An 18,150-nucleotide genomic window follows, 5' to 3' on the forward strand; every position below is an offset into this window, starting at 1 on the left:
CCAGAAGGCAACCCACTCATGGTGACCCACACTCTCCCCAGCACGCCGGACCAGGACTGGTGGCGACGCGCTGTGATCTACCAGATCTACCCCCGCAGCTTCGCCGATGCCGACGGTGACGGCATCGGAGACCTCCCCGGGATTCGGAGCCGGCTGACCTACCTGGCCGAGCTCGGGGTCGACGCCATCTGGCTCAGCCCGTTCTACCCCTCGCCTCTGGCAGACGGCGGCTACGACATCACTGACCACCGCGCCGTCGACCCGCGACTCGGAACTCTCGACGACTTCGACGCCCTGGTGACCGACGCGCACGGTCTCGGCATCAAGGTCATCATCGACATCGTCCCCAACCACACATCCGACCAGCACCCGTGGTTCGTCGAGGCACTGCGGTCCGGGATCGACTCCGCCGCCCGCGAGCGCTACATCTTCCGCGACGGCGCCGGAACCGACGGCAGCCAGCCTCCCTCGGACTGGCGCTCCCACTTCGGCGGAGCCGCGTGGCAACGCATCGAGGACGGACAGTGGTACTGCCACCTCTTCGCGCGGGAACAGCCCGACCTCAACTGGGACAACGAGGAGGTGCGCCAGTACTTCCTGGACACCCTGCGCTTCTGGGCCGACCGAGGCGTCGACGGCTTCCGCATCGACGTCGCGCACTCCCTCGCGAAGGACCTCTCCCACCCGCTGCGCAGCCAGCCGAACCTCGATGGCCTGCTGCCCCTGGACGGCTCGGACCCGCTCTACGACCGTGACGAGGTCCACGAGATCTACCGCTCGTGGCGCAAGGTGTTCGACGAGTACGACCCGCCGAGGATGGCCGTCGCCGAGACGTGGCACCCCGCCTCCAGCCGCACCTACCTGTACGCCCGCCCGGACGAGCTCGGCCAGATCTTCGACTTCTCCCTGCTCAAGGCAGAGTGGCACCCCGACCAGTTCAAAGCCGTCATCACCCGCTCCATCCAGGAGCACGCCGACGTCGGGGGAGCACTGACGTGGGTGCTCTCCAGTCACGACGTGCCACGTCATGCCACCCGGTACGCGCTGCCCATCGGAACCGACCTCGACGCGTGGCTGCGCAGCGACGGCAAGCACTTTCCGCTCGATCCGCAGACTGCCGCACGCCGAGCGCGCGCCGCGACCGTCATGATGCTCGCCCTGCCGGGGTCTGCCTACCTCTACCAGGGGGAGGAGCTCGGGTTGCTCGAGGTCGCCGACCTGCCGACGGCGGCCCTGCAGGACCCCGTCTACGAGCGCACCGGTCACCGCCTCAAGGGCCGCGACGGATGCCGGGTCCCGATCCCCTGGACGCCGACGGGACCATCGTTCGGCTTCGGCAGCAACGGGTCCTGGTTGCCACAGCCGCATTGGTTCACCGACCACGCGGCCTTCTCCCAGCGGGACGTTCCCACCAGCTCGCTCGAGCTCTATCGAAGAGCGCTGACGCTGCGTCGTGACCTCGCGCGATGCGAGGACTTCCGGTGGACCCAGACCGGCGACCCACAGGTGCTGTGCTTCGCTCGCTCCGATCGGTGGCACTGCGCCATCAACTTCTCGGCACACCCGACCACCGTTCACGGGCGGCTCATCCTGAGCAGCGAGATACACGGAAACCCCTCCGCGCCAACGACGTTCACCCTCGCTCCGGAGTCCGCGGCCTGGTTCGAGCCTCTGCCCCCGCCGTAGCGCGCCCTGGTCACGTCCTCGAGCGTGTGGACCCGCACCTGCGACCAGTCAGGCGAACACCTGGACCCCAGCTCGTTCGACCACGAAGGCCCACACGGTGCCCCGGCCTCTCCCCTCAGATTGGGGCTTGCCGGGGGACAGGGCGCAGGTACGTTGGGTAGATGCAGACCATCAATCTGGGAAAGGCGGATGGGCTGCCGCCGGTGGATTGGGACGCGGTTGTTGCCAAGCTCGACGCGGGTTCGGCGCCGGCTCCCGACGCAGCGAACACGCGGACGACGTGGCTGTGCACCATCAACGAGGACGGCAGTCCACACGTGACCGCCGTCGGTGCGGTCTGGGTGGACGGCGCGTTCTGGTTCCAGACTGGCGGCGGTACGCGCAAGGGCCGCAACGTCGCGCGCGATCCTCGGTGTTCTGTTGCGGTGTCGATCCGTGACGCGGACGTGGTGATCGAGGGTGTCGCAAACCGGGTGACCGAGCCGGGCCAAGTGGCACGCATCGCGAAGGCCTGGGCGGACAGCGGTTGGCCGGCGGAGCCCGACGAGAGCGGGTCGGGCATCACCGCGCCGTTCAACGCGCCGTCCCAAGGACCGCCGCCGTGGAACGTCTATCGCATCGAGCCCCGCTCGGCCACGGTGGTCCTCGCGACGGAACCGGGCGGCCTGACCCGCTTTCAGTTCTGAAGCGTCACCGCCGAGGTTGACCATCTTGCGGGACGGGCATGCCTTGGCTGAGTGCGTCACTTCTCGTCGTCAGCGCGTACAGCGGCCAGAGCCGTCCCCGCGATGCTGCGCCGTTTCCGCCACGCCGTGCCAGGACACGCGCGTCGCACACGAGGCCAGGTGATCGCGGACCGGCAGTCTCGCCAGTGGGCGACAATGCTCGGTGTCGATCCTCTTCCGGTTGGAGGCCTGGTCGTGCCGCTCAGCGATTTTCCCGTCAGAGCGTCCATCGCGGTATCTGACATCGGACGCGCCATCGCGTTCTACGAGGGCCGACTTGGCCTGCGGGCGGTGGAGTCCGGCCCCAGCGCGACGATCCCGGACGGCAGCCGCGTGTACGCCTGCGGTGGCGGCTGCCTGCTCAACGTGTACCAGTCGGCAACAGCGGGAATGTCGTCGGCGACTGTGGCCACGTGGTACGTCGACGATCTGGCCCGGGTGGTCGACGAACTGGCGGCGGCCGGTGTCGAGATGGTCCGGTACGACGAGTACGAACATGACGCGAACGGGATCGGCCCTCGAGCCGGTGGCGGTCACATCGCGTGGTTCCAGGACCCCGACGGCAACACGTTCGCGATCGAGGCCAGCGCCTGAGGCCCCAGCGCGAGGGCCCGCGGGTTCCGGCCCGTGCCAAGACGCCGCCTCCTCCGCAGCTGCGCTGCTACCGGCCCGAACCGGTCGATCAGTGCAATGCGACATGGGCGACCCATTTGACTTCAACTTTGATTGAGGTTCGAGGGTGGGAGCTGAACGGGCGGGCTCCGCCGCCTGTGACCCGAGAGTTAGGGGACGAGCGATGCGCGCAGTTCGGGTAGCCGAGTTCGGAGGACCCGAGGTCCTGGTGCCTGTGCAGATGCCAGATCCCGTGGCCGAAATCGGGGAGGTCGTCATTCGGGCCGAGGCCATCGACACCATCTACCTCGAGACGCAGATCCGCGGCGGCTGGGGCGAGGCGTTTGGGATCGAGCCACCGTACGTGCCGGGCGGCGCGGCCGCCGGGACGGTGGTGTCGGTGGGCCGTGGCGTGGATCTGTCATGGGTGGGTCGTCAGGTCCTGGCCGGGGCCGGGACCAGGGGGACGTACGCCGAGCTGGTCCGCACCAGCATCGATCGGCTGGTGCCCGTGCCGCACGGTCTCGGCGTGCGGCCGGCGGCTGCCTTGGCCCACGACGGCGTGACCGCCATGGGAATCCTGGAGGGGCTGACGATCAAACCGAGCGACCGGGTACTCATTCTGGGTGCGGCGGGCGGCATGGGGACTCTGCTGGTCCAGCTTGCACACGCAGCGGGTGCTCAGGTCGTGGGGGCCGCCCGCGGGCCGGAGAAGCTGGATCTCGTCAGTCGACTGGGCGCCGACGCGGTGGTCGACTACTCCGGCGACACCTGGCGTGAGCACGTACTCGAGGCCCTCGGCGGGCTGCCCGTCGACGTGTTGCTTGACGGGGTCGGAGGCGAACTAGGGACCGAGGCGTTCGAGCTGGTGGCCCACGGTGGCCGCGCATCGGTCCATGGCGCAGCGAGCGGCGGCTTCGCCGAGCTGGATCCTGCGGATGTCGAGGCACGGGGCATTGTGGTGCGGGGCATCGCCGGCCTGCAGTTCGAGCCGGCAGACATGGTTCGGCTGGCCACGAGCGCACTCGCGAAGGCAGCGGCCGGTCGACTGTATCCGTCGATCGGGCGGGAGTTCCCTTTGTCCGAGGCAGCCGATGCGCACCGGGCGATCGAAGCTCGTGCGGTCCCCGGTAAGTCTCTGCTCATCCCATAGGCAGACGTCGCGGAGCGGTGCCCATCCGGGGCATCCAGGTGTGTACGGTGTGAACACAGCTGGGCTGATCCGCTTTCCCGGGCGGACCCCGGCCGGCTGGCCCCTGGGTCCGCCCATCACACATGGAGGCAGGCAATGAGGCTTCTGCTCACCTCTGGCGGCGTCACCAACCCGAGCATCCGCGATGCGTTGGTGGATCTGCTGGGCAAGCCGATCGCCGACTCGAGCGCCCTGTGCATCCCGACCGCGCAGTACGGACACCCGTGGGTCGGCCCTGGCGTCAAGGCGTGGCAGTTCATCAGCGGTAACTCCGAGAACCCGATGGTCGACCTGGGGTGGAAGTCCGTCGGTGTTCTGGAGCTCACCGCACTGCCGAGCATCGACGAGGAGCGGTGGGTGCCCCTGGTCCGGGACACGGATGTGCTGCTCGTGGCGGGCGGCGACGTTCTCTACCTCTGCTACTGGATGCGGCAGTCTGGTCTTGCCGACCTGCTTCCGTCGTTGAGCGAGACGGTCTGGGTCGGGTTGAGCGCCGGGAGCATGGTGCTGACCCCCGAGGTCGGGGAGGACTTCATCCAGTGGCGACCACCGAATGGGGACGCCAGCACCTTGGGCATCGTCGACTTCTCGATCTGTCCCCACCTGGCTCCGGACGGCATGCCTGGCAACTCCATGGCCGAGGCGGAGCAGTGGGCGGCCGGCATCTCGGGTCCGGCCTACGTCATGGACGACCAGACGGCCATCACGGTGCTCGACGGTACGGTCCGGGTCGTCTCAGAAGGGCAGTGGAAGCTGCTCGCATAGCCGGCCGTCGACCTCCTGGCTGCGGAGGGCGTTGTTGCCCATGGCCTGCTGGATGGGTCTATCCGCCGGTTGTCGGCACTCGTCCGTGCGGATGACCGGACGCGGTGCGTAAGGTTCACCGCGACAACGCCGGCAGGAGGCAGGGCATGGATTCGTCGGGTGAACGCGAGCTCCTGATGTTCAGCATCACGCCCCCACGGGCCTCGACGCCGCCTGAAGAGGCTCATCGAATCGCACAGGTGACCATCGATCGACTTCGCCATCTGAACCTCGACGCTCTCATCGTCTACGACATCGACGACGAGAGCGACCGCAATCGCGACGAGCGCCCGTTTCCCTACCTGCCGACGCAAGACCCCGGTGACTTCCACGCGCAGCACCTCACGGACTGGGACCGCCCCGTCGTCGTCTACCGCTGCGTCGGCAAGTACGCCAAGAGCGACCTCGAGGCGTGGCTTGCTGCACAGGACCCTCGGCAGGTGAGAACGGTGTTCGTGGGAGCGTCCTCGAGCTCGAAGCGGGTTCTGACCACTCTCTCGGAGGCGCATGACGTGTGGCGCAGCGTTCGGCCCGAGCTGCTGTTGGGCGGAGTGGCGATACCGGAGCGACATTCGAGCACCGGCCGGGAGCACGAGCGGATGCTGCGCAAACAGCACGACGGCGCCTCCTTCTTCGTCACGCAGGTCGTGTACGACGCACCCGCAGCCATGAGCATGGTCTCCGACTACCACTACGCCTGCGTCGATGTCGGGCAGGAACCGGCGCCGGTGATCTTCACGCTCTCGGTCTGCGGCTCGCTGAAGACGTTGGCGTTCCTGGAATGGCTCGGAGTCGACATTCCGCGCTGGATGCGCAACGAGCTCGAACGGTCCGACGATCCCCTGTCGGCCTCGTTCGACTACTGCTTGGCCACCGCCAGGGAGCTGGCAACCTTCTGCCGCCGTCTCGGCACCCCGTACGGGTTCAACGTCGAGACCGTCTCCATCAGGCGCACCGAGATCGACGCCGCCGTGCGCCTTGCCGAGCGCCTTGCCGAGCGCCTTGCCGAGCGCCTGCAGGCATAGATCACGGAAACAGTCCCCCGGTCACCGAGCGATCCCCGAGCGTCACTCGCACAGGGACCTGAGGCGATGCCAGCCTCGTCGCCTCTGAACCAGCCGCGCGGGCACGACGTACTCGTTCCATCACGGTGGGTCACTCTGCGCCGCCGCAGGGACGCGAGCGACGTCCGAAGGGAGGGAGCTCGGTTGGGAACGGGCACGGATCGGCTGCACCTGAGAGCCTCGCCCCCAGGTTCTCCTCGCACGCCCGGTCCGACCGCGTTCGAGCAGCCGACGCCGCCCATCTTTCTGAGGGCGGCTGCTGCGCGACCAGGTAACCAGCCCGCGCTGGACGGGGTCCGTGGGGTGGCAATTCTCCTGGTCCTCGGTCAGCACGCCCCCACCAGGCCCTTGATCGACGGGTTCGTCGGCGTGACGGTGTTCTTCTGCCTGTCGGGGTACCTCATCACCAGCCTGCTGGTCCGCGAACTCCACACGGGAACCATCGACGTCCTGGCGTTCTACCGCCGGCGCGCGGCGCGCCTCTACCCGGCCTTGATGACTGTCACGGCGGCGACCATCGTGGTGCTGCTCGTAGGTCAGCACGAATTGAGTGTCGGGCAGGTTCTCGCACCCGCCGGAGCAGCTGCAACCTATACGACAAGCCTCTTCGACTGGGTCGGCCACCCCTTCGCCACTCAGGACTACTTCAACTACACCTGGACGCTGTCCGTCGAAGAGCAGTTCTACCTGTTGTGGCCGTTCGCGCTGCTCTGGGTCTATCGCCGCAGTCCACGGCTGTTCGCCGCGCTCACCGTTTCGCTCATCGGGATCACCCTGGCGCTCGACCTCGTCCTCGGCCTGACTCAAGACATCCATTTCGACCCGCACGAGTATTTCGGGACCGACACGAACGCGCTGCCGATCCTGGTCGGCTCGGTGCTCGCCGTCGTCCTTCACAACGGCTGGCTGTCCGGAGCGGTAGAGCGGCTTGCACCCTTCGCGATGCTGGCGGTTGCCCTCCTGCCTGCCCTGGCCTATCGCAACGACACGAACCACACCTCATTGGCGATCGTCGCGGGGACCGGGCTGACGCTGGTGATCCTGGCCGGTGTCGTGACGCGGCCGGGCTCGGCGGTCGGACACCTGCTGGCGAGCGCTCCGCTGCGGTTGCTCGGCGAGCGGTCGTACTCGGTCTATCTCTGGAATGTCCTGGCGAGGATCGCAGTACTCGATCTGTTCGGACACTCGGTGGTCGGTGACGTCGTCTGGGTCGCCATGTTCCTCGTCCTGGCCGAGGCGAGCTTCAGGTTCGTCGAGCGCCCGCTACGCGCGAGGTTTGCGCTGCGGCCTGCTGCATCCGGGGCGGCGTGACCCCGACAGGATGGGCGGTGACGGCCTTGGTCGCCCTGGCAACCGGGTTGGCCGTCGCTGCGATGACGCTGGTGCCCTGGCGGGTGGCACACCCGAGCGACGCCGCGCGAGCGGCGGCGCTGGGCGACATACCCGCCGACGTGGTCACCAGAGGTCGGGCACTGCACGCTGCACTTCGCCCGAGCTCCTACGGTTCTCTGCTGGCCGGACTGGCGGCGGCGTTGCTGCTCGGTCTCACCCCGGCCGGTGCCCGCATCGTCGCCTGGGCGGCGCGGCCGTTCGGCGGACACTGGCTGGCCGAGGCCGTGCTGGGCGGCCTCGTCGTCCTGATGCTGCTCTGGCTGGCGCCGTTGCCCTTCGCCGCGTGGCGCCACACCGTCCTCCGCGACTACGGGCTGTCCACCCAGACCTGGCGCGGCTGGGCGGTGGACCTGCTCAAGAGCGGTGCGGTCGGCGTCGTGACGGGAGCGGTCGTCCTCGCCGGGTTCTACACGGTGACCCGGCTGGCGCCGGACTGGTGGTGGGCGTTCGGCGCCGCGGGTGCCGCGGCCCTGGTGGTCCTGCTGTCCTTCGTCTTCCCCATCCTCGTCGAGCCGGTGTTCAACAGGTTCACCCCGATGCCGGCAGGGCCGTTGCGTGACGAGCTGCTCCTCATGGCGGGCCGGGACGGCCTGCCGGTGCGAGAAGTGCTCGTCGCCGACGCGTCCCGACGGACCACCGCGCTCAACGCGTACGTCTCCGGCTTCGGTGCCACCCGACGCATCGTCGTCCACGACACCTTGCTGCGCGAGGCACCTGCTGGCGAGGTGCGCAGCGTCGTCGCCCATGAGCTGGGTCATGCCAAGCGCCGCGACCCCGAAGGGGGCACGTTGCTGGGTGCGATCGGCGCCGCGGCGGCGGTCGTGGCGCTCTACCTCGTGGGCCACTGGGATGCCCTGCTTCGCCGAGCCGGAGTGGACGCCATCGCCTCACCGCGAGCGATCGGCCTGGTCCTCGCCGTCGGGGCGCTGGTGGGCCTGGTCACCGGCCCCCTCCAGGGCCTCGTCTCCCGCCGGGTCGAGGCTCGTGCCGACCGGCACGCGCTACGGCTGACCGGTGACCCCGCCGCCTTCGCTGCGGTGCAGCTGCGGCTGGCGACCGTCAACATCGCCGATGTCCACCCGCCCCGCATCGAGTACGTGCTGTTCGCCACGCACCCCGACACCCTGGAACGCCTCGCCGCCGTCAGGAAGCCAGCGGGGCGCCGACGAGGCACCTGACAGGCGCTCATCAGCAGTCCTGCCAACTCTTCGTCAGATGGCGCGAATGCGGCCACGGCCACGAGCGTCGAGCGGGACCACAACCCGCCGCGAGCCCGGCCAGTGCCTCACCGCAGGTCTGGCGTGGTGGCGGCCGGCTCGTGGTGTTCGGGGCTCTCGCGTCGGGCTGCGTGTAGGCGCGCGTGGGTGATCGCCTCGGGGGTGGTGGCGAACAGGTGCCGCTCGTGGGCGAGCTGCTCGTAGACGCCGAGCCGGTGCAGCACCTTCTGGTGGGTCGGGCGCACGCCGGAGAGCATGACCGTGACGCCGCGAGACTCGAGCCGGCGGATGGTGTCGGCCAGGACTGCGGCGCCGGTCGCGTCGATCACGCTGAGCCGGGACATGCGCAGGACCACCACCCGCACGTCACTGACCTCCGAAAGCTCCAGCAGGAAGTCGTGCGCAGCAGCGAAGAAGAGCGGCCCCTCCAGGCGGTAGGCGACGATGTGCTCGTCCCGCAGCGCCTGCTCCTCATCGAGGTGGCGCTCATCCTCGAGGGGCACCTCCTCGAGCTTCGCGACCCGGGCAGCTTGGGACAGGGCGAAGCCGCCCGCCACGACGAGCCCGAGGATGACGGCCGTGACCAGGTCGAAGACGACGGTGGCAACGGCCGTGACCATCAGGACGATGGCGTCACCGCGGGTCGCCCGCAGCAGGGCCCGGACGCTGGAGACCTTCACCATCTGCACTGCCGTCGCGATCAGGACGCCCGCCAGCGCGGCCAGCGGGATCATCGAGACCCAGTGGGCCGCGACGAGCACGATGACCATCAGGAGGAGCGCGTGGGTCACGGCGGCCGCCCGCGACGCGGCGCCGGTGCGGACGTTGACGGCGGTGCGGGCGATCGCCGCCGTTGCCGGGATGCCGCCGAGGATGGGTGAGGCGACGTTGGCGAGACCCTGTCCGAAGAGCTCGCGGTTGGAGTCGTGACGCTGGTTGACCGTCATCCCGTCGGCGACGGAGGCGGACAACAGGCTCTCCAGCGCCGCCAAGGCCGCGACGGCGACGGCGGGTAGCACCAGTGCGTCCCAGTGCTCGAAGGACGGCAGGCCCGGTGCCGGGATCGTGGAGGGGATCGCGCCGATCGGCTCCGCGCCCAGGTGCAGCACACCGTTGAGCGCCGTTGCGACCACCACGGCGATGAGAGAGAAGGGCACGCCGGGACGCAGTCGGGCGCCGATGAGGATCGTCGCAGCAGCGGCGGCGGAGATCCCGATCGAGGACCACAGCGGGGCATCGAGACCTGCAGACAGCGCAGCCCCGGCCAGAGCCAGCACCTTGTCTGCGTGCACGTGCACCCCGAGCGCCGAGGGAAGTTGCTGCAGGCCGATGATGACCGCGATGCCGATGGTGAAGCCCTCGACCACGGGGACCGGGACATACCGGATGAACCGCCCGGCCCTCACGAACGCCAGGCCCACCAGGATCAAACCTGCCAGCAGGCCGACCGCCAAGACGGCCTGGGTGCCGTACTGGCCGATGATCGGGACCAGGACGACGGTCATCGCCCCTGTCGGGCCGCTCACCTGAACGTGACTGCCTCCGAAGAGCGCCGCGACGGTTCCGGCGACGATCGCGGTGATCAGGCCCGCGCCCGCGCCCATGCCGGAGCTGGCACCGAAACCCAGGGCCAGGGGGAGCGCCACGAGGCCGACGGTCACGCCGGCAAGGACATCCCGACGTGGCTGTCTGCGCATCGCTGCCCAGTCCGCCCGGCGCGGCAGCAGCTGCTGCAACCGGGTCTGGGCCTCGGACCAGCCGGACCGGAGGGCTGCTGCCGTCGACGCCCGTGCCGATCCCCCGGATGTGCTCACCACTGGGCCTGGTCCGCTTCGCGGGCCAGCGCGGCCTCGACCTCCGACTGAGCCGTCGCAATCCGTCCCATCACCTGCCGGGCGGCGAGCAGCATCTCGCGCACCTCGGGCACCGACAGGGCATACAGCACGTCGCCGTCGGCACGGCGGGAGACCACCAGGGACGCTCGGCGCAGCACCGCCAGCTGCTGTGAGAGGTTGCTCGGCTCTACGCCGATCTGTGCGAGCAGCTCGTGGACAGCATGCTCACGCTGACTGAGCAGCTCGAGAATCCGGATGCGGGCCGGGTGACCTAGGGTCCGGAACAGCTCCGCCTTCGCCTGATAGAGCGGTACTGCCACCGACCCACCTACCTGTCGAGTTTTGCACTTGAAGAACTTTGCAATCCACCACGATACCTCACTGGCGGATCGGGCTTGTAGCCGTGTGTCGGAGCCTCAGGCGCGTGCCGCACTGTCCACGACGACGTTCATGACCGCCAGCGTGGGTTCCGCCTGAAAGCGTCGGAACAACGCCGGAGCGGCAGGTTCCGTCGATGTCCTCATCGCGTCCAGGGCGGCGCGATCCCGCCACAGCGAGTGGATCGCCCAGTGCCCTGCCCCGTCTCCGAGCAGCCGGGTCTCGAGCAAGCCATCCGGGAGACCACCGGTCAGCATGCTCTCGAAGTCCGCCACCAGGTCCTTGCTCCGACTGTCGTCCACGTCGGCGGACACGATCGTCAGAATGCTCATGAGGCCAAGATCCAGTGCAACGCGTGTCTTGCACAGTCCTTCAGCTCAGAACGACCCCGCGTGTCTTGGCAGCTGCCCGGGCGTCGGCACGGCTCGACTCGGCCCGCGGCGGCTCACTCCAGGGCGCGGGCCAGCTCGACGAGGTCACGCGCCTCGACGTCCGGTGCCGTGAAGTAGCTCGGGTAGCGGGTCCCGTCCCGGTTGAGCCACCCGGTCCGCAGGCCCGCTCGAGCCGCACCGTCGATGTCCCAGGGATGGACCGCGACGAGCATCGCATCTGCCGCGGCCACCCCGCACGCCTCGAGGGCGTAGGCGTACGACGCGGGGTGCGGCTTCCACGCGCCGGCGTCCTCGACGCTCAGCAGCGTCTCGAACGCGTCCGTCAGGCCGGCGCGCTCGAACAAGCCCTGCGCGACACTCGTCGATCCGTTGCTGAGTGTCACCAGGCGCACGCCAAGCCCACGCAGCGCCCGAACACCGTCGCCGACGTCGGGGTGCACGCTCAACGAGCCGAACGTGCCCATCACGTCGTCCACCAATGGCTGGACGTCGGCGCCACCGCTGCTTGCGGCAGGGGCACCTGCTTCGCGCGCGGCCAGTCGAACCCGGAGCGTCTCGGAGGCGAGGTCGGCGAAGCGGGGGTTCACGCCGACCGAGGTCAGGGCGAACCCGTCACGCAGAAGCGAGGCGAACCACGGCTCGACCGCGCCCGAACCCAGCCCGACCCGGGCGAAGCTGTCCGCGAGCGGAGACATGTCGCTCAAGGTCTCGTTGACGTCGAAGATCAGGATCGACGGCGTCCGGGCCGCCGCCCCCGCGCCAGCTGTCGGTGCGGTCATGTCCAGATCCCGTCGTCGATGAGCGTGGCCGCGGTCGTGCTGTCGTCCATGAACGACCCGTACCCGTGCGCGACCTTCACCGCGCACACGCTCCTCGAGGGTTGCACCCGCCTACGCTGGGGACGTGGAGGAGCGAGACTCCGGCGTCACCCTTGCCGAGCTCCTCGCTGCGTTCTCCCTGGCCACCGATCTCGGGCTGGGCCAGCCCATGGAGCACCTCCTGCGCAGCTGGCAGATCGCGTCACGGCTTGGATGCCTCGCCGGGCTGCCGGATGACGAGCAGCCCACGCTCTTCCACGTCGCGATGCTGTCCTGGGTCGGCTGCGTGGCCGATGCCCCCGAGGTGACCGCCAACTTCGGAGACGACATCGTCTTCCGAGCCGACAGCTACCAGACCGACCTCGGCGGCCTCTCGGGAATGGTGTTCTTCATGGCTCGCGCGGGCCGTGGTCAGCGGCTGCCGCGACGCGTGCGAGCGGTCGCGACCCTGGCGGCCACGGGGGGCGCGCCGGTGCTGCGGGGCATTCAGGGCCACTGCCTCGTCACCTCGACCCTGGCCAACCAGCTCGGCCTGCCGCAGCAGACGTCGACGGCCGTGCGCCAGTTCTTCGCGCGGTGGGACGGACACGGCGTCCCACGGGGCCTGCACGGTGAGGAGATCTCACTGGTCGTCCGTCTCTTCCACCTCGCCGACATCGTCGAGGTGCATCACCGACATGGCGGCATCCCCGCAGCGGTGCGGGTCGCGCGAAAGCGCAGCGGGCGCCAGTTCGACCCCGGACTGGTCAAGACGTTCTGCGCTCACGCGCGCGAGGTCCTGCCCGCCGACACCGACGAGCACGACGCCTACCACCTGTTCGCCCGACAGCCCGGTCTGAGGGCCCGCCTCGACCACCAGCAGCTCGATGCCGCGCTCGAGGCCCTGGCCGACTTCACCGACCTGCGTTGCCCGACCCGCGCCGGCCACTCCCGCGGCGTCGCCGTCCTCGCGGCCGCCGCGGCCCGCCTGCTTCGGCTGCCCGCCCGCGACGTCACCACGCTGTACCGCGCAGCCCTGGTCCACGACATCGGGCTGCACGGTGTTCCGGCGACGATCCTGAACAAGTCGGGCCCCCTGACCGCCCACGAGCAGGAACGCCTGCGCGCGGCCTCGTACTTCACCGAGCGTGTGCTGGCTCGGCCCGCCGCCCTGGCCCGGCTGGGGCAGATCGCCGGCATGGCTCACGAGCGGATGGACGGTAGCGGGTTCCACCGCGGCATCGGCGGCCAGGCGATCCCGCTGCCGGCGCGCATCCTCGCGGCCGCCTGTGCCCTTCACGAGCTGCTCGAACCGCGGTCCAGCCGTGCCCCCTACCCGCTCAAGGAGGCGGCGGGCATGATCCGTGCCGACATAGCGGCGGGGCGCTTCGACCAGCCGGCCGCGGATGCCGTCCTGGCGGCGGCCGGGGCCGGCACGCGGCGACGTGTGGGCGGCCCCGCCGGTCTCACGCCACGCGAGCTCGAGGTGCTCGGCCTGATCGCCCGCGGGGCCGCGACCGCCGACATCGCCGCCCAGCTCGGGATCTCACCCAAGACGGCAGGCACCCACATCGAGCGCATCTACGCCAAGTCCGGCGCATCCAACCGTTCCACCGCCACCCTCTTCGCGCTGCGCAACGGCCTGCTCGGCGCGCTCGACGACGGGCCGGGCACGCCGGTCACCTCGTGAGCCACGTACGCCCCGAACCGCAGCGCGTAACCAGACCGGGAAAGCCGCGATCCGTAGGGAGTTCACCCGACGACGGACACCGGTGGCGTCCCTAACGTGAGCCGTGGACGCCGAGACCGCGGCGCTCGACGAACCACACGGGAGGGATGCAGCATGAGCAAGTCAGTGATCAGCCTGAGTACCGGGCTGGAGGACACCGAGAAGGTCACCGTCGCCTTCCTCGTCGCGGTCGGCGCAGCCGAGACCGGCCGCCAGACGCTGATGTTCCTCACCAAGGAAGCCGTCCGCCTGGCCGTTCCCGGCGTGGCCATCGGCACAGCGTGCGAGGGCTGCCCCCCACTGACCGACCTGATGAAGCGGTTCGAAGCAGCCGGCGGCAGCTACTACGTCTGCCCGATCTGCTTCAACGCCAAGCACCTCGAGGCCGAGGACCTCATCCCTGGAGCCCAGCTCAACGGCACCGTCCCGATGTGGAACTGGATCGGTGACGAGCCGGCCGTCACCTTCAGCTACTGACCTCGACCAGGCAGCCAACGGTGCGCAGCCCCGCCTCCCTGACCAGCGCGATCGACCCCGGGACGGGGGAGGCCCCCTGGCCCGGCCACGAGTACGTCCGTGGCTGGGGCGTACCGGACCCTGTGGCATCGCGACCCCTCGCGAGCTGGCGCTCACCTCTCCTCAACCGCGCCCGCGAGCGGTTGTCCCGAGCCCTGGGCCTGGGGCGGCTGCGGCCCTCCGGCGTGATGCCGAGCGGCCACACCGGACTGCTGATGCCGGAGCGGATGTACCTCGTCTAAAGGTCGGCAGCCGTCTCGACGGCATCGACCTCGGCATCCCGACCCGCCTGAGGCGCAACCCCGTGATCGGCGAGGTCCCGTTGCCCGCCCGCGGGGTGCTCGCCATCGGCCAGGCCATGTGGTCGGTCCGTGACGCCACGGGTACGACATCGAGCGACGGCACGCACGCCAGGCGCAGGCGTCACGCAGGTCTACCAGCACCTCGCCCTGACACCCGACGCCACCTTCCCCTGCCGAACCGGGCGGCTGCGCGCGTCCGCGCTCAGGCGTCGACCCGAGGGTCGGGCAGCACATCGCGCCACGAGTACTGCGGTGAGAAGCCGAGCAGGTCGCGGGCCTTGTCGATGGAGTAGAAGGTCTCGTTGCGCCCCATCGGCCGACGCAGCTCGACCCCGTCGTAGAAGCGCTCGCGCACCTCGTCGGTCGTCGCGGCGACGGACATGTCGGCGTTGGCGACGTTGAAGACCTCGTAGCCGAGCCCGTCGACGTCGAGGCAGCGCTGGACCATCTGGCCGAGGTCGCGCGCGTCGATGTAGGCGAAGAGGTTGCGCCGTCGCAGCGCCGGATCCTCGAGGAAGGGCGGGAACATCTCGGCGTACTCGCCCGGCTCGATGACGTTGTTGATCCGCAGCCCGTACACGTCGGCGCCGGTGCGGGCCTGGAACGACCGTGCCGTCACCTCGTTCGCGACCTTCGACATCGCGTACGAGTCCTCCGGAACCGTCGGGTGCTCCTCATCGACGGGCACGTAGAGCGGCCGCCGCTCGCCCTGGGCGAAGCAGATGCCGTAGGTCGTCTCCGACGACGCGAAGACGACCTTGCGGATGCCGAGCCGGGTGGAGGCCTCGAGCACGTTGTAGGTGCTGAGCACGTTGGTCGCATACGTCCTCGCGTCCGACGTGAGCAGGATCCGTGGGATCGCGGCGAAGTGCACGACGGCGTCGTAGGCCGGCGTGGTCGCCGGCTCCAGCTCGTCGAAACGTGCCAACCCGGCGAGGGCGGAGTACGTCTCGCCGATGTCGGTGAGGTCGACCGTGAGGTCGTCGACCGCCGGGTGCCCGAGCGGGACGAGGTCGGCGTTCGTGACCTGGTGCCCCTGCTCGGCGAGGAACGGCGCGACGTGCCTGCCGGCCTTGCCGCTGCCTCCGGTGAAGAAGATGCGCATGGCTCGATCCAACCAGCCTCGCCGCCCACCAGGGGCGCGGCCGCGGCTCGGCGAGGCCGGACGACCCGGCCGCCCGCTTTGACATGATGGCCGCATGGAGGGACCTGCCGCCGCGCACCAGGGCGGGCGCGCCCAGCCGTGACGCCCGCACGCGGTCATGCCGATGCCAGCGGGCCCGAGGCCGCCCAACCCGACGCCGACGGGCCCGATGCCGACCGACCTGACGCCGACCGGCCCGACGCGGACCACGAGACCGAGAGCCGCGCCCTGCTCGCCGAGCTGGGCACCGCCATGATCGCGACCGGCCAGCCGGTGCAGGAGATCGAGGAGGAGCTCGCCGAGGTGAGCGCCCGGCTGGGGTACCCCGACGTGCAGTCGGCGGTCGGACCCACCGGCCTCATGGTCACGCTCACTCCGGGCGGCCCCTCCACCTACCGCTCGGCGCCCGCCGGACTGCGGCTGCACCAGTCGGCGAGCGTGCGCCTCGTCCGCCACCAGCTCCTCCACGACGGCCTGACCATCGCCGGGGCTCGCGAGGAGCTGGCAGCGACGACGAAGCGTCCGGTCCAGCAACCGGCATGGCTCGTCGCGCTCGCGTGGCCCGTGCTCGCCGTCGGCATCGCGCTCATCCTCCAGCCCGGGTGGGCCAACGTGGCCGCCGCGGCGGTCGGCGCCCTCATCGTGCTGGCGCTGGTCCAGCTCGCCGCGCGCTACGAGGTGGTCCAGGCGCTGCTGCCGACCCTCGCCGCGTTCGCCGTGTCGCTCGCCGTCTTCGGTGCCGCCGACGCCGGCCTGCTCGAGGGCCCGCTGCGCACCGTCCTGCCGCCGCTGGCCGTCCTGCTCCCCGGCGCCCTCGTCGTCAACGGCATGTCGGAGCTGGCCGCCGGGCACATGCAGGCCGGCTCCGCCCGGCTCACCTACGGCCTGGCCCAGCTCGGCCTCTTCGCCCTCGGACTCCTCATGGCCACAACCCTGCTCCGCGTGCCCACCTCGACCCTCGTCAACCTCCGCGTCGACGACATCGGGTGGGCCGGCGCCCCCGTCGGGCTGCTGCTCGTCGGCGCGAGCATCTGCCTCATGGAGGGCGTGCCGCTGCGGCTGCAGGGCTGGGTGCTTCTCGTCCTGGGCCTCGCCTTCAGTGCGCAGGTCGCCGGGCAGGAGCTCGGTTCCGTCGCCCTCGGCGGATTCTTCGGAGCCATCGCCGCGAGCCTCGGAGCGAGCGTCGTCGAGCTGCGTCGTCCCCTGCTGCCCCGCCTCGTGCTCTTCCTCCCCGCCTTCTGGCTGCTCGTGCCGGGCAGCCTCGGCCTCGTCGGCGTCACCGAGCTGGCAGCCGGCCATGAGTCCGCCACCGACGTCGCCCTCGGCCTGCTCGGTGTGGCCATCGCGATCTCGCTGGGCCTGCTCGTCGGGTCCTCCGTCGGCCGCGCCCTGCGTGGACGCTTCGCCGCCCCGGTCGACCCTGTCGCCAGCCGAGACACGTCGGACACCCGAGGCTGACCGGTCTCGACCGGACCGCAGGGCGCTCGAGGCCCCGCGGACCGTAGGCTCGTGGGGCCAACTGGCACCTGAACCAGCATGCCGAGGAGGCACCGTGTCTCAGACCTCATCGCGGATCCGGACGATCCTGCCGCCGTCGAGCCGCACCGCTCTGGGGGCGACCGTCGCCGGCGGTCTGCTGACCGCCCTGGCGTCGGCCCCCGAGCGGCTCGGCCGGCTCCTGCGCGACCGCTACCCGATGGTGGCCGTCACGGGCATGACGGGCGTCGGCAAGAGCCAGCTCGTCGACCGGCTGACGCGCCGCGCCCCCGACGAGGCCTCGGCCGAGGTGGGTTCGGCGGTGATGGAGCGCCGCACCCGCAAGGGCGCCCGGCTGCACGGCTTCCGCTTCCTCGTCGTGCCGGGCGACAACGCGGCCACGCGCCTCGGTGCGCTCGACGAGGTCTTCCACGACGAGCCGGTCGACGGGGTCATTCACGTCGTCGCCAACGGCTACGCCACGCCCCGGCGCGCCGGGGGCACGACGGGCGCGGCCACCGCGACGCGTGAGGAGCAGCTCGCCGCCGAGCTCGAGGACTGGACGATCACCTCGCACCGGATCGCCTCGATGGCCGTCCGCCGCAACAAGCCGATCTGGCTCGTCATCGCCGTGACGAAGACCGACCTCTATCCCGACGACGTCGAGGAGGTCGTGCGGTACTACTCGCCCGGCAGCGGCTCGCCCTTCGCCGACAAGATCGACGCCCTGCGCGCGCTCGCGGGCGGCGCAAAGCTGTCCATCGACGTGCTCGCCGTCTCCAGCCAGGGCGGCGACCGCAAGGCGCCGATCTCCGAGAAGCGCGCCGCGGCCATGGTCGACGCCCTCGCCGACCGGTTGGGTCGGCTCAGCGGCCACGCCTGAGTGACG

The 18,150-nt window shown here is 70.2% G+C and carries 18 protein-coding genes; 13 read left to right on the forward strand and 5 right to left on the reverse strand.

All coding sequences use genetic code 11. The annotated features are described in order from the left end of the window. The first annotated feature begins 18 nt into the window (after positions 1-18). The 8 genes from ACPYOM_RS01475 (at position 19) to ACPYOM_RS01510 (ending at position 8,653) form a co-directional block, all read left to right on the forward strand. Positions 19-1,686 carry a glycoside hydrolase family 13 protein gene (locus tag ACPYOM_RS01475; protein WP_481344643.1) on the forward strand — a complete coding sequence of 556 codons (1,668 nt, stop codon included), beginning with the start codon at positions 19-21 and terminating at the stop codon, positions 1,684-1,686. A 161-nt stretch (positions 1,687-1,847) separates the two neighbouring features. Next, positions 1,848-2,372 carry a pyridoxamine 5'-phosphate oxidase family protein gene (locus ACPYOM_RS01480; protein WP_481344610.1) on the forward strand — a complete coding sequence of 175 codons (525 nt, stop codon included), beginning with the start codon at positions 1,848-1,850 and terminating at the stop codon, positions 2,370-2,372. A 159-nt stretch (positions 2,373-2,531) separates the two neighbouring features. Continuing rightward, positions 2,532-3,005: a VOC family protein gene (locus ACPYOM_RS01485; protein ID WP_481344611.1), complete on the forward strand. Its 474-nt coding sequence runs from the start codon at positions 2,532-2,534 to the stop codon at positions 3,003-3,005. Between the two features lie 247 nt (positions 3,006-3,252). Beyond that, positions 3,253-4,176: a zinc-binding dehydrogenase gene (locus ACPYOM_RS01490; RefSeq protein ID WP_481344612.1), complete on the forward strand. Its 924-nt coding sequence runs from the start codon at positions 3,253-3,255 to the stop codon at positions 4,174-4,176. Between the two features lie 135 nt (positions 4,177-4,311). After that, positions 4,312-4,980 carry a Type 1 glutamine amidotransferase-like domain-containing protein gene (locus tag ACPYOM_RS01495; RefSeq protein ID WP_481344613.1) on the forward strand — a complete coding sequence of 223 codons (669 nt, stop codon included), beginning with the start codon at positions 4,312-4,314 and terminating at the stop codon, positions 4,978-4,980. A gap of 146 nt (positions 4,981-5,126) precedes the next feature. Then, positions 5,127-6,044 carry a methylenetetrahydrofolate reductase gene (locus ACPYOM_RS01500; RefSeq protein ID WP_481344614.1) on the forward strand — a complete coding sequence of 306 codons (918 nt, stop codon included), beginning with the start codon at positions 5,127-5,129 and terminating at the stop codon, positions 6,042-6,044. Positions 6,045-6,110: 66 nt separating this feature from the next. After that, complete coding sequence (locus ACPYOM_RS01505) at positions 6,111-7,394, forward strand: acyltransferase family protein (protein WP_481344615.1); 1,284 nt, start codon at positions 6,111-6,113, stop codon at positions 7,392-7,394. A 17-nt stretch (positions 7,395-7,411) separates the two neighbouring features. Then, positions 7,412-8,653 carry a M48 family metalloprotease gene (locus ACPYOM_RS01510; RefSeq protein ID WP_481344616.1) on the forward strand — a complete coding sequence of 414 codons (1,242 nt, stop codon included), beginning with the start codon at positions 7,412-7,414 and terminating at the stop codon, positions 8,651-8,653. Between the two features lie 107 nt (positions 8,654-8,760). Here ACPYOM_RS01510 and ACPYOM_RS01515 read toward each other — a convergent pair whose 3' ends face one another. The 4 genes from ACPYOM_RS01515 to ACPYOM_RS01530 form a co-directional block, all read right to left on the reverse strand. Next, positions 8,761-10,389 (reverse strand): SulP family inorganic anion transporter, encoded by a 1,629-nt coding sequence (locus tag ACPYOM_RS01515; protein WP_481344644.1) that lies wholly within the window; start codon positions 10,387-10,389, stop codon positions 8,761-8,763. Positions 10,390-10,502: 113 nt separating this feature from the next. After that, the gene (locus tag ACPYOM_RS01520; RefSeq protein ID WP_481343408.1) at positions 10,503-10,847 is read right to left on the reverse strand and encodes an ArsR/SmtB family transcription factor; all 345 of its coding nucleotides are present in this window, start codon (positions 10,845-10,847) and stop codon (positions 10,503-10,505) included. Positions 10,848-10,943: 96 nt separating this feature from the next. Then, positions 10,944-11,237, reverse strand: a complete 294-nt coding sequence (locus ACPYOM_RS01525) for a hypothetical protein (RefSeq protein ID WP_481344617.1) — start codon at positions 11,235-11,237, stop codon at positions 10,944-10,946. Positions 11,238-11,350: 113 nt separating this feature from the next. Further along, the gene (locus ACPYOM_RS01530) at positions 11,351-12,076 is read right to left on the reverse strand and encodes a haloacid dehalogenase type II (protein WP_481340895.1); all 726 of its coding nucleotides are present in this window, start codon (positions 12,074-12,076) and stop codon (positions 11,351-11,353) included. Between the two features lie 124 nt (positions 12,077-12,200). Here ACPYOM_RS01530 and ACPYOM_RS01535 point away from each other — a divergent pair, with 124 nt between their 5' ends. The 3 genes from ACPYOM_RS01535 to ACPYOM_RS01545 all read left to right on the forward strand — a co-directional run bounded on the left by ACPYOM_RS01535 (position 12,201) and on the right by ACPYOM_RS01545 (position 14,581). Next, positions 12,201-13,784, forward strand: coding sequence for an HD domain-containing phosphohydrolase (locus tag ACPYOM_RS01535; RefSeq protein ID WP_481344618.1), 1,584 nt, complete (start codon positions 12,201-12,203; stop codon positions 13,782-13,784). 153 nt (positions 13,785-13,937) lie between these two features. After that, positions 13,938-14,300, forward strand: coding sequence for a DsrE family protein (locus ACPYOM_RS01540; RefSeq protein WP_481344619.1), 363 nt, complete (start codon positions 13,938-13,940; stop codon positions 14,298-14,300). A gap of 122 nt (positions 14,301-14,422) precedes the next feature. Beyond that, positions 14,423-14,581, forward strand: a complete 159-nt coding sequence (locus ACPYOM_RS01545) for a hypothetical protein (protein WP_481344620.1) — start codon at positions 14,423-14,425, stop codon at positions 14,579-14,581. A gap of 262 nt (positions 14,582-14,843) precedes the next feature. On the opposite strand, the gene ACPYOM_RS01550 is transcribed toward ACPYOM_RS01545, so the two are convergent. Further along, positions 14,844-15,746 carry an NAD-dependent epimerase/dehydratase family protein gene (locus ACPYOM_RS01550; RefSeq protein WP_481344621.1) on the reverse strand — a complete coding sequence of 301 codons (903 nt, stop codon included), beginning with the start codon at positions 15,744-15,746 and terminating at the stop codon, positions 14,844-14,846. A 138-nt stretch (positions 15,747-15,884) separates the two neighbouring features. On the opposite strand from ACPYOM_RS01550, the gene ACPYOM_RS01555 reads away from it, so the two are divergent. Continuing rightward, a complete protein-coding gene (locus tag ACPYOM_RS01555) occupies positions 15,885-17,243 on the forward strand; it encodes a threonine/serine exporter family protein (RefSeq protein ID WP_481344622.1) in 1,359 nt (452 codons plus the stop codon). A gap of 94 nt (positions 17,244-17,337) precedes the next feature. Beyond that, positions 17,338-18,144, forward strand: coding sequence for a P-loop NTPase family protein (locus ACPYOM_RS01560; protein ID WP_481344623.1), 807 nt, complete (start codon positions 17,338-17,340; stop codon positions 18,142-18,144). Positions 18,145-18,150: the final 6 nt, after the last annotated feature.

The organism is Monashia sp. HAY1-2A (assembly GCF_056755315.1).

What these genes read in the sequence shown, in the direction of transcription:
- ACPYOM_RS01550 (WP_481344621.1), bottom strand. Translation starts at nt 15,746, where the DNA reads ATGCGCATCTTCTTCACCGGAGGCAGCGGCAAGGCCGGCAGGCACGTC.
- ACPYOM_RS01540 (WP_481344619.1), top strand. Translation starts at nt 13,938, where the DNA reads ATGAGCAAGTCAGTGATCAGCCTGAGTACCGGGCTGGAGGACACCGAG.
- ACPYOM_RS01505 (WP_481344615.1), top strand. Translation starts at nt 6,111, where the DNA reads ATGCCAGCCTCGTCGCCTCTGAACCAGCCGCGCGGGCACGACGTACTC.
- ACPYOM_RS01530 (WP_481340895.1), bottom strand. Translation starts at nt 12,076, where the DNA reads ATGACCGCACCGACAGCTGGCGCGGGGGCGGCGGCCCGGACGCCGTCG.
- ACPYOM_RS01475 (WP_481344643.1), top strand. Translation starts at nt 19, where the DNA reads ATGGTGACCCACACTCTCCCCAGCACGCCGGACCAGGACTGGTGGCGA.
- ACPYOM_RS01500 (WP_481344614.1), top strand. Translation starts at nt 5,127, where the DNA reads ATGGATTCGTCGGGTGAACGCGAGCTCCTGATGTTCAGCATCACGCCC.
- ACPYOM_RS01525 (WP_481344617.1), bottom strand. Translation starts at nt 11,237, where the DNA reads ATGAGCATTCTGACGATCGTGTCCGCCGACGTGGACGACAGTCGGAGC.
- ACPYOM_RS01515 (WP_481344644.1), bottom strand. Translation starts at nt 10,389, where the DNA reads ATGCGCAGACAGCCACGTCGGGATGTCCTTGCCGGCGTGACCGTCGGC.
- ACPYOM_RS01480 (WP_481344610.1), top strand. Translation starts at nt 1,848, where the DNA reads ATGCAGACCATCAATCTGGGAAAGGCGGATGGGCTGCCGCCGGTGGAT.
- ACPYOM_RS01495 (WP_481344613.1), top strand. Translation starts at nt 4,312, where the DNA reads ATGAGGCTTCTGCTCACCTCTGGCGGCGTCACCAACCCGAGCATCCGC.